Origin of the sequence: Micromonospora sp. U56 (assembly GCF_018070095.1) — a bacterium.
GTDB classification, from domain to species: Bacteria; Actinomycetota; Actinomycetes; order Mycobacteriales; family Micromonosporaceae; genus Micromonospora; species Micromonospora purpureochromogenes.
In genome coordinates, this window is sequence record NZ_JAGPYL010000141.1 from 1 (window position 1) to 15,333 (window position 15,333).

A 15,333-nucleotide genomic window follows, 5' to 3' on the forward strand; every position below is an offset into this window, starting at 1 on the left:
CCACCCCCTCCCCGCGCTCTTTCCGAGAAAGCGTGGCTATTCGCGGAGGAATAGCCACGCTTTCTCGGAAAAAGCGCCCCGAGGGGAGGGGATCAGGGGGTGGGGTGGGTGGATTCGAAGCGGGAGCGGGTGAGGAAGGCTAGTTGGGCACGTTTGTCGGGCATCTCGATCTCCTCGTCGAAGGTGAAGCCCTCGCGTTCGAGGCGGCGCAGCGCGAGGTGGTTGCGGACGTCCGGTTCCACCACGATGCGCTGCCGGGTGGGGTCGCGGAACAGGAAGCGGGCCAGGGCCGGGCCGACGGCGGTGGTCAGGCCGCGCGGCGGCCGCTGGCCGGGGGCGAGCAGCAGGTGCATCCCGATGTCGCCGTCTCGTACCGGGTATCGCTCGCCGACCGGGTCCGCCTCCGGCAGGTAGGTCTGGAACAGGCCGACCGGCTCGCCGTCGAGCATGATCAGGTACGCGTGGTGCGTGTCCAGCCCGTCGATGAACGCGTAGACCTCGCGCACCTCGTCCACGGTGTACCCGCCCATGCCCCAGAACGTCGCGCGCGGCTGGGTGACCCACCCGTGCAGCAACTCGGCGTGAGCGGTCGGGTCGACCACGACGAGCCGCAGCTCGCCGAAGCCGGGGATGTCCTGCTGGTACGTCACGGGTTGTCGTCTCCTGGTTCTCGGGTCAGGTGTCGCCAGTCGGTGTCCACCGGGTCCAGCTCGCCCGTTGCCCACCGGGGAAGCTGGTCGGCGAAGTGCGGGTCGTCGGGGCGTCCGGACGCCCCGAACGGGACGATCCAGCGGCTGCGGGCGCGGTCGCCGAGGTCCCACACGTAGCGGGCGACCGGTCCGCGCCAGCAGGCGTCGGAGACCCCGGGGACGCTGGAGGTGGCGAGCACGCAGTCGGCGTCGCCGCCCAGCGCGGTCGCGGCCCGCATGGCGGCCACTGCCACGTCGACGGCGGGGGCCACCCCGAGGTGCACCGGATGCAGCAGGTGCCGCCGTCCCCAGGCCGGCGGCGGCCCGTCGGCGGCGACGTCCGCGAGCGCCGCGGCCGCCACCGGCGCGACGTCGGCGCCGAGGCGGTGCAGCCCGGCCACGACGCCGTCGAGGGCGTGGCCGATCCGCGACAGCGGGTCCGTCCACGGCCTGAACAGCTCGTCGTACGCGCCGGGTGCGCGCAACGGGCGCAGGCTCGGGTGCTCGTGCAGCCGGCGGGCCAACGCGGTACGCCAGGCCGCGAAGGCGCCGGCGTCGGTGCTGTCGGCCCGCATCGACCCGTCCCAGGCGGTGAGCCGGTTCAGCAGCTCCCGGGCGGGCCGATCGAGGTCGTCCGGGTCGAGCCGGTGGAGCAGTTCGCGCAGCGGCGTTGCGGCGAGCCGGGTGTCCATGTGTACGTCCTCCGGTGCGACGCCGTCGGCCAGCAGGGCCCGGATCCGGTCGGCGCGGTGCGGCGGGGCGAAGTCGGCGCCGAGGTCGGCCACGTCGGGGCGGCGGTCGTTGGCGCAGACCGCGATGTCCTCGACTCCGACCGGCTTCGTCTCGGCGTACCCGCCGCGCCACCGGTACCGCGGGTCCCAGCCGGGCACCGGTTCTGACCGGCAGCGTTCGTCCCGGTCGGGCACCAGCCCGGCGACCAGTTGGTGCACGGCCCCGCTGCGGTCCGCCACGAGGACGCTGTTGACCGGCTCGACCCAGGCGCGCAGCGCGTCGGCGACGTCGTCGACGGTGCGGGAGCGCAGCAGCGGCAGCAGCGCCTCGAAGCCGAGATCCGCCTCGACCCGGGCCGGGGTGCGCAGGCTGATCGCTTCGCCGGTGTGCCGGTCGTGGTCCACCACGGGACCACGCGGCGTCTCGACGATCTCCACAGTCTCCGGGTCGCCGCCGCGGACGGCGATCCGCTCGACGTGGCGGTGCGCGGGCACCCAGCCGTCGGCGTCGCGGACCAGCACCCGGTCGCCGTCGGTGCGCAGCTGCTCGCGGTAGAGGTCCTGGTAGTCGGCCATCGCGTTGGTGACCGCCCAGGCCACCTCGCCCGCGTGGCCGAAGTGGGGCAGCCCCGGCACCCCGGGGAAGGCGAAGCCGAGCACGTCGAACTCGGGGCAGGCCAGGCGTACCTGCTGGTAGATGCCGGGCAGTTCGAGGAGGCGGTGCGGGTCGCCGGCGATGACCGGCGCCCGGCCGGTGGCGGCGTCGCCGGGTACCGCCCAGGCGTTGCTGCCGGAGCCGCCCGGGCCCTCGACGGCGAAGAGCCCGGTCGCCGCCGCGCCGAGGGTGGCGGTCACGTGGGCGTGCCAGAGCTTGTTGGGAAAGGTGGAGAAGAGGATGTGCTGAACGAGGAAGACCCCCAGCGGTGACCACGGCTGCCACCGGCCGGGCGCGGATCCGACCGCCGCGAACTCGGGGGCACCGGCGGCGCCCTCGGCGAGCCCGTCGTTGACCCCCGCCACGTAGGCGGTGACCCACCGCCGGGTGGTGGGGGAGAGGCGGTGGAAGCACCGCCGCGCGGTGTCGTCGAGCCGGGCGCGCCGGGCGAACCGGTCCCAGCCCAGCGCGTCGGGACCGACGTGCGCGGCGAGCCGGCCCTCCGAGCGCCACCGCTCGACCTCGATCTGCCAGGCCCGGTCGAGCGCGGCCACCCGGCCCTGCAACCGGGCCAGTTCGTCGACCGAGCCGGCGCGCAGATGCGGCACACCCCGGGCGTCGCGATAGACGCCCGTCACCGCGCGGCCCGCTCCGGAATCGGGGCGAGCCGCGCGCTCATCGAATATCAACTTAGGTTACCCTCCCCTAACTAAGGCGAACCTTACTGGAGGGCGACACGTGAAACGCAACTGGGAGGCCCTGGTCCTCAAGGCCATGGGCGGCCGGGACTTCCGGCTGACGGTGCTCGACACCGAGGCGGTCGGCGGCCACTACCAGCGGCTGCTGATGGACGGCGGGGGCCTGCTGGAGTCGTGCGGGGTGCACCCCACCATGTGGATCCGGCTCTGGTTCGACGACGACGGCCGACCGCACCAGCGCGCGTACACGCTGGTCGACCCCGACCCGGCCACCGGGCGCTTCCACCTGGAGTTCGCCCTGCACGACGGGTGTGCCGCGCGCTGGGCCACCACGGCCCAGGTCGACGACACCATCGACGCCACCGTCCAGGGCAGCGCCTTCCACCTGCCCGACCCCGCGCCCGCGCACCTCTACCTGGTCGGCGACGCCGCCTCGCTGCCGGCGGTGAACAGCCTGCTCGACACCGCCGCCGGCATCCCGGCGACGGTCTGGCTGGAGTACGCGCACGAGGGCGAGCAGGCCCTGACGCCGCGCGCCCGGGCGGGACACGAGGTCACCTGGGTGCCCCGCCGGGACGAGGGGCGGCACCTGGTCGAGACGGTCTGCGCGGCGTTGCCCGCCGCCGCCGACGCCCACTACTGGGTCGCCTGCGAGGCGGCCAGTACGCGCAGCATCACCCGGCACGTCCGGCGCACCCTCGGCGCCGGCCGGCACCAGGTGACCTCGCTCGGCTACTGGACCGCCCGGTGAACGGCCGCCTCGGCACCCTGACCTCGCTCTACGTCACCCAGTACCTCGGAGTCGGCTTCATCACCGTCGGGCTGACCGCCATCCTGCGCGACGGCGGTACCTCGCTGGACACGTTGGCGCTGCTGCAGTTCGTCGGCCTGGTCTGGCCGCTCAAGTTCCTCTGGGCGCCGATCCTCGACCGGTACGGATCACGCCGGCGGGGCCACTACCGGTCCTGGCTGCTGGTGCTCCAGGCCGGCCTCGTGCTGTCCCTGCTCGCCCTACTGCCGTTCGACCGTCCCGCCGGGCAGCTCGGCCCGATCGTGGCGATCTGCGCCGCGTACGTGTTCCTCTCCGCGACCCAGGACATCGCCGTCGACGCCGTCGCCGTCCGGCTGTTGTCGGCGCGCGCCCGGGGGGCCGGCAACGGCGTCCAGGTCGCCGCCAGCTATCTCGGCAACCTGCTCGGCGGCGGCGCCTGCGTGGTCGTCTACGACCGGTTCGGCTGGCGGCCGGCGATCCTGCTGCTGGCCGGGCTGACCGCGCTGGGGCTGCTGGTGGTGTGGCGGTTCCGGGAACCGGACCGGGCCGACCGGGTGGGCTCCGCCGCGCAGGCGTACCGGGCGCTGCTGTCGGTGTTCGCCCAGCCCGGGTGTCGGTGGTGGACGTTCGGGGTCGTGCCGTTGGTCTACACCGGCGCCGGCGCGGCGTACGCGCTGGTCACGCCGGCGCTGGTGGACGCCGGCTGGTCTCTGGGGCGGATCGGGGTGGTGACCGGCGTGGTGACCAGCGCTCCCGCCGTCGTGGCCGGGCTGCTCGCCGGGGCCGGCGTGGGCCGGTTCGGTCGCGGGGCGGTCCTCGTCGTCGCGGGGGTGTCCCTCGCGGTCTCCACGGCGCTGCTGCTGCCGCTGCTGACCGGGCGGGCGCCGGTGGCCGGGACGGTGGCCGCGCTGTGCTGCTTCATGGCCGCGTACACCGTGGCCAACGTGGTGCTCTACACGGTCAACATGGACTACTCCCGGCCCGGTACCGGCGGCACCGACTTCACGGTCCTGTCCTCGTTCGGGCTGGTCTGCTCGTTCGTGGCGGCCTCGGTCGGGCTGGCCGCCGCCGACCGGGCGGGCTATCCCGCCGTCGCGGGAGGCTGCGTGGTCCTGGTGGTGCTCGGCGTCGCGGTGGGCGTCGCCCACCAGCGCCGGTTCGCACCCGTGTCCACGTCCGACGCCGGAGATGAGCCGCCGATCGCCGAGCTGCGGCGCGCCGAGCCGGTGCGAGTTGACTCGAAGTTAGGTTAGGGTAACCTAACTTCACTCGATCAACTCGGGACCGCTGGCGGACGCCGCGCCGTCGCCCGCCCGCCCGCCGTGTCCACTTTCGACCATTGAGGACTGCCATGAGTCTGCCCGGAGCAACCGTTCAGGCCCTCCCGACCGGAGCCGTCCCCGGCCCGGTGGCCGCCGACCGGGCCCATCTGTTCACCGCCGGCACCGTCGCGGACTACCGGCGGGTGCTGGCCGACGGCATCGGCCGGGTGGCCGACCGGGTCGCCGCCGCCGACCGGCCCTTCACCGGCGTCACCCCGCAGGACCTCGCGCCCCGGATCGCCGGCATCGACCTGGACCGGCCGCTCGGCGACACCGGGGCGGCGCTCGACGAACTCCAGGACGTCTACCTGCGCGACGCGGTGTACTTCCACCACCCGCGCTACCTGGCGCACCTGAACTGCCCGGTGGTGATCCCGGCGCTGCTCGGCGAAGCGGTGCTGAGCGCGGTCAACTCCTCGCTGGACACCTGGGACCAGAGCGCCGGCGGCACGCTGATCGAGCGCCGCCTGATCGACTGGACGGTCGACCGGGTCGGCCTCGGCCCGGCCGCGGACGGGGTGTTCACCAGCGGCGGGACGCAGTCAAACCTCCAGGCGATGCTGCTGGCCCGGGAGGAGGCGGTCGGCCGGGCGGCAACCTCGGGCGGCACCCGGCCGTCCCGCCCGGAGTCGCTGTCCCGGCTGCGGATCCTCACCTCGGCGGCCGGCCACTTCAGCGTGCAGAAGGCGGCGAAGCTGCTCGGCCTGGACGCCGACGCGGTGGTCACCGTCGGCACCGACGTCGAGCGCCGGATGCGCACCGACGAACTGGCCCGGGAGATCGAGCGGTGCCGTCGGGAGGGACTGCGGGTGATGGCCGTGGTGGCGACCGCCGGCACCACCGACTTCGGCACCATCGACCCGCTGCCGCAGATCGCCGACATCTGCGCGGCGGCCGGCGTGTGGCTGCACGTCGACGCCGCGTACGGCTGCGGGCTGCTGGTCTCGCCGACCCGGCGGCACCTGCTCGAGGGCATCGAGCGGGCCGACTCGGTGACCGTGGATTACCACAAGTCCTTCTTCCAGCCGGTCAGCTCCAGCGCGCTGCTGGTGCGCGACCGCCGGGTGCTGCGGCACGCCACCTGGCACGCCGACTACCTCAACCCCGCCCGGGCGGTCGAGCAGCGCATCCCCAACCAGGTCGACAAGAGCATCCAGACCACCCGCCGCTTCGACGCCCTGAAGCTCTGGCTCACCCTGCGCATCATGGGCCCGGACGCCGTCGGGGCGCTCTTCGACGAGGTGATCGACCGGGCCGCCGCCGCCTGGCAACTGCTCACCGAGGACCCCCGCTTCGAGGTGGTGACCCGGTCCCAGCTCAGCACCGTGGTCTTCCGCTACCTGCCCACCGGTCCCGGCCGGGCCCTCGTCGACGAGGCCAACCTGTACGCCCGCGAGGCGCTGGCCGCGTCCGGCGCCGCCCTGGTCGCGGGGACCACCGTGGACGGCGCGCACCACTTGAAGTTCACCCTGCTCAACCCGGAGACCACCGTGGACGACATCGCCCACGTCCTCGACCTGATCGCCGAACACGCCGGCTGGTACGTGCGTACCCGCACGGCCGGTGAGCTGTCCTGCCCTATTCGCTGACCGGCCGTCCCGCCCTGGAGAACCCCATGTCGACCCACGACTTCATTGCCGTCGGGCTGGGCCCGTACAACCTGGGCCTGGCCTGCCTGACCGCGCCGATCGGCGACCTCGACGGCCTCTTCCTCGAGGCCCGCGACGACTTCAACTGGCATCCCGGCATGCTGCTGGAGTCCACCCGCCTGCAGACGCCGTTCCTCGCCGACCTGGTCACCCTGGCCGACCCCACCTCGCCCTACTCGTTCCTGAACTATCTCAAGGAGTCCGGGCGGCTGTACCCGTTCTACATCCGGGAGAGCTTCTTCCCGCTGCGCAGCGAGTACAACGACTACTGCCGGTGGGCGGCGGCGAAGCTGTCCAGCGTCCGGTTCGGCCACGAGGTCACCTCCATCGAGTACGACCCGACCGACGAGCGGTACGTCGTGCACGCCACGGCGGCCGGCCAGCGGGTCACCCACCGGGCCCGGCACCTGGTGCTGGGCACCGGCACCCCGCCCCACGTCCCCGACGCCTGCCGTGACCTCGGCGGCGACGTGATCCACAACTCGCGGTACCTGGAGAACCGGGCGGCGCTGCGGGCCAAGCGCAGCGTCACCGTGGTCGGCAGCGGGCAGAGCGCGGCCGAGATCTACCACGACCTGCTCTCCGACATCGGCACCCACGGCTACCAGCTCAACTGGGTCACCCGCTCGCCGCGGTTCTTCCCGCTGGAGTACACCAAGCTCACCCTGGAGATGACCTCGCCGGACTACGTGGACTACTTCCACGCCCTGCCCGAGGCGACCCGGTACCGGCTGGAGGCCGAGCAGAAGGGCCTGTTCAAGGGCATCAACGCCGACCTGGTCAACGACATCTTCGACCTGCTCTACGCCCGCAGCGTGGCCGGCCCGGTGCCCACCCGGCTGATGACCAACACCGCGCTGAGCACCGCCACCCACGACCCGGCGAGCGGGACGTACACGCTCGGCCTGCGCAACGTCGAGCAGGGCCGCGACTTCACCCTCACCACCGAGGGGCTGGTGCTGGCCACCGGCTACCACTACCGGGTGCCCGACTTCCTGGAGCCGATCCGCGACCGGCTCCGCTGGGACTCGCACGGCCGCTTCGACGTCGCCCGCAACTACTCCGTCGACCACACCGGCCGGGGCGTCTTCCTGCAGAACGCCGGCACCCAGGCGCACAGCATCACCTCGCCGGATCTCGGCATGGGCGCGTACCGCAACTCCTGGATCATCCGGGAGCTGACCGGGCGCGAGCACTACCCGATCGAGCAGCGCATCGCCTTCCAGGAGTTCGGCGCGCCGGTGGCGGTGACCGCATGACGGTGTTCCGCGGGGTCGACGACCGGCTCGGCGAGTTCGCCCTGCGTACCCTCGACCCGGACGGCGACGCCGCGCTGCTGCACGGCTGGGTCACCCACCCCAGGGCCGCGTTCTGGCTGATGCAGGACGCCGACGTGGCCCGGGTGGCGCAGGAGTACCGGCGGATCGCCGCGCACCCGCACCACGACGCGTACCTCGGCTCGTGGCGCGGCCGGCCGGCGTTCCTCGCCGAGCGGTACGACCCGGCCCACGTCGAACTCGTCGGCCTGTACGACGCCGCGGACGGCGACGTCGGCATGCACTTCCTCTGCGCGCCCGCCGACACCCCCGTGCACGGCTTCACCCGCGCCGTGATCACCACGGTCATGGCGTGGCTCTTCGCCGACCCGGCCGTCCGCCGCGTCGTCGTCGAACCGGACGTGCGCAACCACGCCGTGCACGCGCTCAACGCCGCCGTGGGCTTCACCGTCGTCGGCCCGATCCGCAAGCCCGAGAAGGACGCCCTGCTCAGCGTCTGCACCCGTGAGACGTTCCTGGCCGCCACCCGAGGAGACCTGCCCGCGTGAACCCGCTCGCATCCGTGGACCACCTGACCCCGGGGCACTGGGCCGAGGCCAACCGGCTGCTGGTCCGCAAGGCCCTCGCGGAGTTCGCCCACGAACGACTGATCACCCCCGAGCCGCTGGGCGCGGACCGCTACCGGGTACGCGGCGACGACGGCACCGTCGAGTACCGGTTCACCGCCCGGCTGCTCGCCCTGCGGCACTGGCAGGTCGACGCGGCCAGCATCACCCGGCACTCCGACGGCCGGGAGGTGCCGCTGGACGCCGTCGACCTCTGCCTCGACCTGCGCGGGGCGCTCGGTCTCACCGACGAGATCCTGCCGGTCTACCTCGAGGAGATCACCTCGACGCTGGCCGGCACCGCGTACAAGCTCGGCAAGCCGGCGATGGACGCCACCAAGCTGGCCCGGGCGGACTTCCAGAACGTCGAGACCCAGATGACCGAGGGGCACCCCTGCTTCGTGGCCAACAACGGCCGGATCGGTTTCGGGGTGCACGAGTACCACCGGTACGCCCCGGAGGCCGCCCGGCCGGTCCGGCTGATCTGGCTGGCCGCACACCGCGACCAAACCACCTTCAGCTGCGCCACCGACCTGGACTACGACACCCTGGTCCGCGCCGAACTCGGCGACGACACGCTCGCCGGCTTCGCCCGTACCCTCACCGGGCTGGGCCTGGACCCGGCCGACTACCTGCTCCTCCCGGTGCATCCGTGGCAGTGGTGGAACAAGCTCTCCGTCACCTTCGCCGGCGAGGTGGCCCGGCGGCAGCTGGTCTGCCTCGGCGAGGGCCCCGACGAGTACCTCGCCCAGCAGTCCATCCGCACCTTCTTCAACGTCACCCACCCGGAGAAGCACTACGTCAAGACCGCCCTGTCGGTGCTCAACATGGGCTTCATGCGCGGGCTGTCCGCCGCGTACATGGAGCACACCCCGGCGATCAACGACTGGCTGGCCGACCTCGTCGCCACCGATCCCGTGTTCCGGCGCAGCCGGCTGACGATCATCCGGGAGCGCGCCGCGATCGGCTACCGCCACCGGCAGTACGAGGCGGCGACCGACCGGTACTCCCCGTACCGGAAGATGCTGGCCGCGCTCTGGCGGGAGAGCCCGGTCGCCGGGCTGGAGCCGGGCCGCCGGCTGGCGACCATGGCGTCCCTGCTGCACGTCGACCACGGCGGCCGCTCGGTCGCCGGCGCGCTGGTCGCGGAGTCGGGGCTGGCGCCGAAGGTCTGGCTGCGCCGTTACCTCGACGCCTACCTGGTCCCCCTGCTGCACAGCCTCTACGCCCACGACCTGGCCTTCATGCCGCACGGGGAGAACGTGATCCTGGTGCTGCACGACGGGGCGGTGGAGCGGGTGATCTTCAAGGACATCGCCGAGGAGATCGCGGTGATGGACCCCGAGGCCGACCTGCCACCGGCGGTGCGGCGCATCCGGGTCGCGGTCCCCGACGAGGAGAAGATCCTGTCGATCTTCACCGACGTGTTCGACTGCTTCCTGCGCCACCTCAACGCCATCCTGGTCACCGAGGGCGTCCTGGCCGAGGACGAGTTCTGGCGCACGGTGGCCGAGTGCGCCGCCGACTACCAGCGCGGCGTCCCGCACCTGGCTGACCGGCTGCGCCGGCACGACCTCTTCGCCGCCGAGTTCCCGCTGTCCTGCCTGAACCGGCTGCAACTGCGCAACAACCGGCAGATGGTCGACCTCGCCGACCCGTCGGCCGCGTTGCAGTTCGTCGGCACCCTGGCCAACCCGCTCGCCCGCTTCGCCCCGCCGCGATGAGCACCCCCGGCGCGCTGCGCGACGGTAACCCGGCGGCGGGGACCCCGCCGGCCGGCCCGGTCCGACACCGCTGGCTGATCCTGGCCGTGCTCTGCCTGGCCCAGGTCACCGTGGTCCTCGACAACACCGTGCTGACCGTGGCGATCCCGGTGCTCACCGGCGAACTGGACGCCAGCACCGCCGACGTCCAATGGATGATCAACGCGTACGCGCTGGTGCAGTGCGGCCTGCTGCTCACCGCCGGCAGCGCCGCCGACCGGTACGGGCGGCGGCGGATGCTCCTCGCCGGCCTGGTCCTGTTCGGCGCCGGCTCGCTGGCCGCCGGGCTAGCCGGGACCAGCGGGCAGCTCATCGCCGCCCGGGCCGGCATGGGGATCGGCGGCGCCCTCCTGGTCACCGCCACCCTCGCGGTCGCCATGCAGATCTTCGACGCCGCCGAGCGGCCCCGGGCGATCGGTTTCTGGGCGGCCACCAGCGCGCTGGGCTTCGCGGCCGGGCCGCCGATCGGTGGCGCCATTCTCGCCCACCTGCCGTGGAACGCGATCTTCCTGGTCAACGTCCCGATCGTGCTGGTCTGCCTGCTGGCCGCCGGGGCGCTGGTACCGGAGTCCCGTGATCCGGTGGACGGCCGCCTCGACCTGCTCGGCGTGCTGCTCTCCACGGCCGGCCTGACCGGGGTGGTCTGGGCGATCATCTCCGGGCCGGAACACGGGTGGGCGGTGCCGGCGGTGCTCGGCGCGGCCGGTGCCGGCGTGCTGCTGCTGGTGCTCTTCGTGGCCTGGGAGCGGCGGATCCCGGCCCCGATGCTGGACATGAGCCTGTTCTCCGAACGCCGGTTCGTCGGCGCGGTCTCCGGGGTCGTCCTGATCACCTTCGGCGCCACCGGCGCACTGTTCCTGCTGACCCAGCACCTCCAGTTCGTACGCGGCTATTCGGCGTGGGAGGCCGGGCTGCGGATGGTGCCCTTCGCGCTCTCCATCGTCGTGCTCAACCTCGCCGGCGTCGCCGCCCGGGTCATCCGCCGGCTCGGGTCGCCGGCGGCGATCGCCGTCGGGATGGCGCTGCTGGCCGGCGGACTCACGGTCGTCACGCACGCACCGGGAGACGGCTACCCCGTGCTGCTCGGCGGGCTGCTGCTGATGGGCGCCGGCTGCGCACTGGCCAACCCGGCCATCGTCGAGGCGGTGATGAGCGCCGTGCCGGCGCGCAAGGCCGGCGTCGGCGCGGGCGTGGACGGCACCATGACCGAGGTCGGCGGCAGCCTGGGCATCGCCGTGCTGGGGGCCGTGCTGAACGCCCGGTTCGCCGCGCTGCTGCCACCCGCCCTGGCCGGCGCGGGATCGCTCCCCGCCGCCGTGGCCGCCGCCCGGTCGGAGACCGACCGGCAGGTCGTCTCCGACGCGTTCCGCGCGGCACTGGAGACCGGCCAGACGGTGGGCGCCGTCGCGGTTCTCGTCGGCGGCCTCGTCACCGCGGGGCTGCTGCGCCGGGCCGACCGCATCCGCTGATCCCCGCGCCCGTCACGGATCCCGGGGTGGCTGCCCCGATACGGCGACCGCCCGTCCGGACCGGAGATCGGCCCGGACGGGGAGGTCGGGTCAGGCGGCGGTGGACCAGATGGCGCGGAAGGCGGCGGCCTCCCCGGCCAGCCACTGCTCGACCTGCTCGGGCTTGATCGTGTCGGGCATCCGGTGGGCCTCGCCCCGCCGCACGTCGACCAGGACCGGCTCGGCGTGCGGCAGCACCGCGTCCATGTGCCGGGCCATCAGGTGCAGCGTGGCGAGGGTCGCCTCCTCGCTCGGTGGGGCTTCGTCGAAGTGCAGCCGGACGGCCTCGGCGTGGCCGTCGGCGTACCGGATGCCAAAGTGTGGGTTGATCTTGACGGGCAGGTCGCCCAGCATGGCGAGCGCGTCGCGGGTCTGGGCCAGGTCGATGCCGGCCGGCTCGCCGAGGGACTCCAGCCAGGCCGTCGCGCCGGGGACGAGCGCCTGGTAGAGCGGGCGCCACCGGGGCTTGACCACGTCGGCCACGCCGGCGAGGTGGGTGCCGCCGGTGTGGAAGGCGATGTCGGCCTTGAGGGCCTTGACGAACTGGCCGTGCGGGTTGAACCCGTGCCGGCTGGCCCGCTGCTTGCGCAGCCCACCGACGAAGGTGGCCTTGGTCGGCCCGGTGCGGTCGACGTACCGGGTGAAGCCGAGGAGCGTGGCGTAGGGGGTGAGCGGGGCGGCGGAGGTGGGCGCGGTCACGAGCGTCCTCCCAGGTCAGGAACCTCGATTAGTACATACATTCTAATCGACGGGGGTGACATCGCCCAGGGAACGAAAGGGGCCGCCCGGACACTCCGGACGGCCCCGCGAAACTCTTTTCTACAGCTGCCCGACGTCGGTGATCCGGACCACCGCGGCGCCCGCCTCGTCGGACGCGGCCAGGTCCACCTCGGCGCTGATCCCCCAGTCGTGGTCGCCCTCGGGGTCGTCCAGGATCTGCCGTACCGTCCAGCGCTCCCGGCCCTGCTCGATCATCAGCAGCGCCGGCCCGCGCGCGTCGGGGCCGACCCCGATCGAGTCGTACGACTCGAAGTACGGCTCCAGCGCCTCGGCCCACGCGTCGGCGTCCCAGCCCGACGCGGAGTCCAGCTCACCCAGGTCGTACCAGCGGCGCAGCGCGGCCAGCTCGACCCGGCGGAACAGCGCGTTGCGCACCAGCACCCGGAACGCGCGGGCGTTGCGGGTGACCGCCGGCGGCTTGTCCGCCAGCGAGGAGGCCAGCTCCGCCACGTCGGACGGGTTGCGCAGCCGCTCCCACTCGTCGATCAGGCTGGAGTCGACCTGGCGCACCAGCTCGCCCAGCCACTCGATGAGGTCGACCAGCTCCTCGGTCTTGGCGTCCTCGGGCACCGTCTGCCGGAGCGTCTTGTACGCGTCGGCGAGGTAGCGCAGCACCAGCCCCTCCGACCGGGACAGGCCGTAGAACTGCACGTACTCGGTGAACGTCATCGCCCGCTCGTACATGTCCCGGACGACCGACTTGGGGGACAGTTCGTGGTCGGCGACCCACGGGTGGCCCTGCCGGTACATCTCGTACGCCGCCCCGAGCAGCTCGGCGAGGGGCTTGGGCCAGGTCACCTCGTCGAGCAGTTCCAGGCGGGCCTCGTACTCGATGCCCTCGGCCTTCATCGCGGCGACCGCCTCGCCGCGGGCCTTGAACTGCTGGGCGGAGAGCACCTGGCGCGGGTTGTCGAGGATCGACTCGATCACCGAGAGCACGTCCAGGGCGTACGACGGTGACTCGACGTCGAGCAGCTCGATCGCGGCCAGGGCCAGGGGCGACAGCGGCTGGTTGAGGGCGAAGTCGAGTTGGAGGTCGACGGTCAACCGGACCCGCCGGCCCTGCTCGTCGGGCTCGTCGAGCTGCTCGACCACCCCGCCGGCCTTCAGCGCCTGGTAGATGGCGATGGCCCGGCGGATGTGCCGGCGCTGGGCGGCCCGGTCCTCGTGGTTGTCGGTGAGCAGGTGCCGCATCGAGGCGAACGCGTCGCCGGGCCGACCGATGACGTTGAGCAGCATCGAGTGGCTGACCTGGAAGCTGGAGGTCAGCGGCTCCGGCTCGGCCTCGACCAGGCGCTCGAAGGTGGGCTGCCCCCAGCCGACCGAGCCCTCCGGCGGCTTCTTCTTGACCACCTTGCGGCGCTTCTTCGGGTCGTCGCCGGCCTTGGCCAGAGCCTTCTCGTTCTCGATGACGTGCTCGGGGGCCTGCACCACCACCCGGCCGAGGGTGTCGAAGCCGGCCCGCCCGGCCCGCCCGGCGATCTGGTGGAACTCGCGGGCCTTGAGCAGCCGGGTACGCACCCCGTCGTACTTGGACAGGCCGGTGAAGAGCACGGTGCGGATCGGCACGTTGATGCCGACGCCCAGGGTGTCGGTGCCGCAGATGACCTTGAGTAGTCCGGCCTGGGCGAGGGTCTCCACCAGTCGGCGGTACTTGGGCAGCATGCCGGCGTGGTGTACGCCGATGCCGTGCCGGACCAGCCGGGACAGGGTCTTGCCGAAGCCGGAGGTGAACCGGAAGTTGCCGATCGCCTGGGCGATCATGTCCTTCTCGGCCCGGGTGCAGACGTTGACGCTCATCAGCGCCTGGGCGCGTTCCAACGCGGCGGCCTGGGTGAAGTGCACGACGTAGACCGGGGCCTGCTTGGTCTCCAGCAGCTCCTCCAGGGTCTCGTGCATCGGGGTCATCGCGTACGAGAAGAACAGCGGGACCGGCCGCTCGGCGGAGCGGACGACGGCGGTGGACCGCCCGGTGCGCCGGGTCAGGTCGTCGACGAACCGGGTGGTGTCGCCGAGCGTGGCCGACATCAGCACGAACTGCGCCTGCGGCAGCTCGATCAGCGGCACCTGCCACGCCCAGCCCCGGTCGGGCTCGGCGTAGAAGTGGAACTCGTCCATGACCACCTGGCCGACGTCCGCCCGGGACCCCTCGCGCAGCGCGAGGTTGGCCAGGATCTCGGCGGTGCAGCAGATGATCGGGGCGTCGGCGTTGACGCTGGCGTCGCCGGTGAGCATGCCGACGTTCTCCGCGCCGAAGACCTCGCAGAGGGCGAAGAACTTCTCCGACACCAGCGCCTTGATCGGCGCGGTGTAGAAGGTGGTCCGGTCGTCGGCCAGGGCGGCGAAGTGCGCCGCGATCGCGACCAGGCTCTTGCCGGAGCCGGTCGGCGTGTTCATGATCACGTTCGCGCCGGAGACGATCTCGATGACCGCCTCCTCCTGGTGGGGGTAGAGGTCGAGGCCGCGCTCCTTCGCCCAGCCGGCGAACGCGTCGTAGAGGGTGTCGGGGTCGGCGCTTCGAGGCAGCGCGGCAGTGAGCGTCATAGCCGCTCCATCGTGCCCGCCCCGCACCCCCGCCCGCCAACCGGGTACACCGCCCACCCCACCCCACCCCGCCCGCCCCTCGCGCCCCAGCCCTTCGCCCCCCGCAGATTCAGAGAAAGCGTGGCTATTCCCGCCCCGATAGGCACTCTTTCTCCGAAAGAGCGCCCGGCGTCAGTCGGGTGGGCGCGGCGGAGGGGTGGGCTGGGTGGGGTGGGTCAGACATCCCAGGAGCTTGGATGTCAAGCAGCGGCGGGTTGGGTTCGGTGTGACCAGGCGGTTGCCTGGTCGTAGAGAGTGGTGGTCTTGAGGCAGCCGTGGAGGATGCCGACGAGGCGGTTGC

General features: G+C 72.7%; 11 protein-coding genes. 7 read left to right on the forward strand and 4 right to left on the reverse strand.

Annotated elements, in window-relative coordinates:
- Positions 1–92: 92 nt before the first annotated feature.
- Positions 93–650 (reverse strand): GNAT family N-acetyltransferase, encoded by a 558-nt coding sequence (locus tag KBX37_RS29810; protein WP_210779209.1) that lies wholly within the window; start codon positions 648–650, stop codon positions 93–95.
- Complete coding sequence (locus KBX37_RS29815) at positions 647–2,713, reverse strand: penicillin acylase family protein (RefSeq protein WP_210779210.1); 2,067 nt, start codon at positions 2,711–2,713, stop codon at positions 647–649. The genes KBX37_RS29810 and KBX37_RS29815 overlap by 4 nt, the downstream gene beginning before the upstream one ends.
- A gap of 100 nt (positions 2,714–2,813) precedes the next feature.
- Here KBX37_RS29815 and KBX37_RS29820 point away from each other — a divergent pair, with 100 nt between their 5' ends.
- The 7 genes from KBX37_RS29820 to KBX37_RS29850 all read left to right on the forward strand — a co-directional run bounded on the left by KBX37_RS29820 (position 2,814) and on the right by KBX37_RS29850 (position 11,630).
- A complete protein-coding gene (locus tag KBX37_RS29820; protein WP_210779211.1) occupies positions 2,814–3,524 on the forward strand; it encodes a siderophore-interacting protein in 711 nt (236 codons plus the stop codon).
- Entirely contained in the window at positions 3,521–4,798 is a 1,278-nt protein-coding gene (locus tag KBX37_RS29825; protein WP_210779212.1) for an MFS transporter, read from the forward strand. The genes KBX37_RS29820 and KBX37_RS29825 overlap by 4 nt, the downstream gene beginning before the upstream one ends.
- Positions 4,799–4,896: 98 nt before the next feature.
- Positions 4,897–6,456 carry an aspartate aminotransferase family protein gene (locus tag KBX37_RS29830; RefSeq protein WP_210779213.1) on the forward strand — a complete coding sequence of 520 codons (1,560 nt, stop codon included), beginning with the start codon at positions 4,897–4,899 and terminating at the stop codon, positions 6,454–6,456.
- A 26-nt stretch (positions 6,457–6,482) separates the two neighbouring features.
- Positions 6,483–7,775, forward strand: a complete 1,293-nt coding sequence (locus KBX37_RS29835) for a lysine N(6)-hydroxylase/L-ornithine N(5)-oxygenase family protein (protein WP_210779214.1) — start codon at positions 6,483–6,485, stop codon at positions 7,773–7,775.
- Complete coding sequence (locus KBX37_RS29840) at positions 7,772–8,341, forward strand: GNAT family N-acetyltransferase (protein ID WP_210779215.1); 570 nt, start codon at positions 7,772–7,774, stop codon at positions 8,339–8,341. Before KBX37_RS29835 ends, KBX37_RS29840 begins: the two co-directional genes overlap by 4 nt.
- Positions 8,338–10,122, forward strand: a complete 1,785-nt coding sequence (locus KBX37_RS29845; protein ID WP_210779216.1) for an IucA/IucC family siderophore biosynthesis protein — start codon at positions 8,338–8,340, stop codon at positions 10,120–10,122. The genes KBX37_RS29840 and KBX37_RS29845 overlap by 4 nt, the downstream gene beginning before the upstream one ends.
- Positions 10,119–11,630: an MFS transporter gene (locus tag KBX37_RS29850; RefSeq protein ID WP_210779217.1), complete on the forward strand. Its 1,512-nt coding sequence runs from the start codon at positions 10,119–10,121 to the stop codon at positions 11,628–11,630. The genes KBX37_RS29845 and KBX37_RS29850 overlap by 4 nt, the downstream gene beginning before the upstream one ends.
- A gap of 90 nt (positions 11,631–11,720) precedes the next feature.
- On the opposite strand, the gene KBX37_RS29855 is transcribed toward KBX37_RS29850, so the two are convergent.
- On the reverse strand, positions 11,721–12,368 hold the full coding sequence (locus tag KBX37_RS29855) for a hypothetical protein (protein ID WP_088962899.1): 648 nt from the start codon (positions 12,366–12,368) through the stop codon (positions 11,721–11,723).
- Between the two features lie 120 nt (positions 12,369–12,488).
- Positions 12,489–14,993 carry an RNA helicase gene (locus KBX37_RS29860; protein WP_210779218.1) on the reverse strand — a complete coding sequence of 835 codons (2,505 nt, stop codon included), beginning with the start codon at positions 14,991–14,993 and terminating at the stop codon, positions 12,489–12,491.
- Positions 14,994–15,333 lie beyond the last annotated feature (340 nt).

Bases quoted from the DNA above. Each gene is read 5' to 3' on its own strand.
- KBX37_RS29830 (WP_210779213.1), top strand. From the start codon at position 4,897: ATGAGTCTGCCCGGAGCAACCGTTCAGGCCCTCCCGACCGGAGCCGTC.
- KBX37_RS29850 (WP_210779217.1), top strand. From the start codon at position 10,119: ATGAGCACCCCCGGCGCGCTGCGCGACGGTAACCCGGCGGCGGGGACC.
- KBX37_RS29860 (WP_210779218.1), bottom strand. From the start codon at position 14,993: ATGACGCTCACTGCCGCGCTGCCTCGAAGCGCCGACCCCGACACCCTC.
- KBX37_RS29840 (WP_210779215.1), top strand. From the start codon at position 7,772: ATGACGGTGTTCCGCGGGGTCGACGACCGGCTCGGCGAGTTCGCCCTG.
- KBX37_RS29835 (WP_210779214.1), top strand. From the start codon at position 6,483: ATGTCGACCCACGACTTCATTGCCGTCGGGCTGGGCCCGTACAACCTG.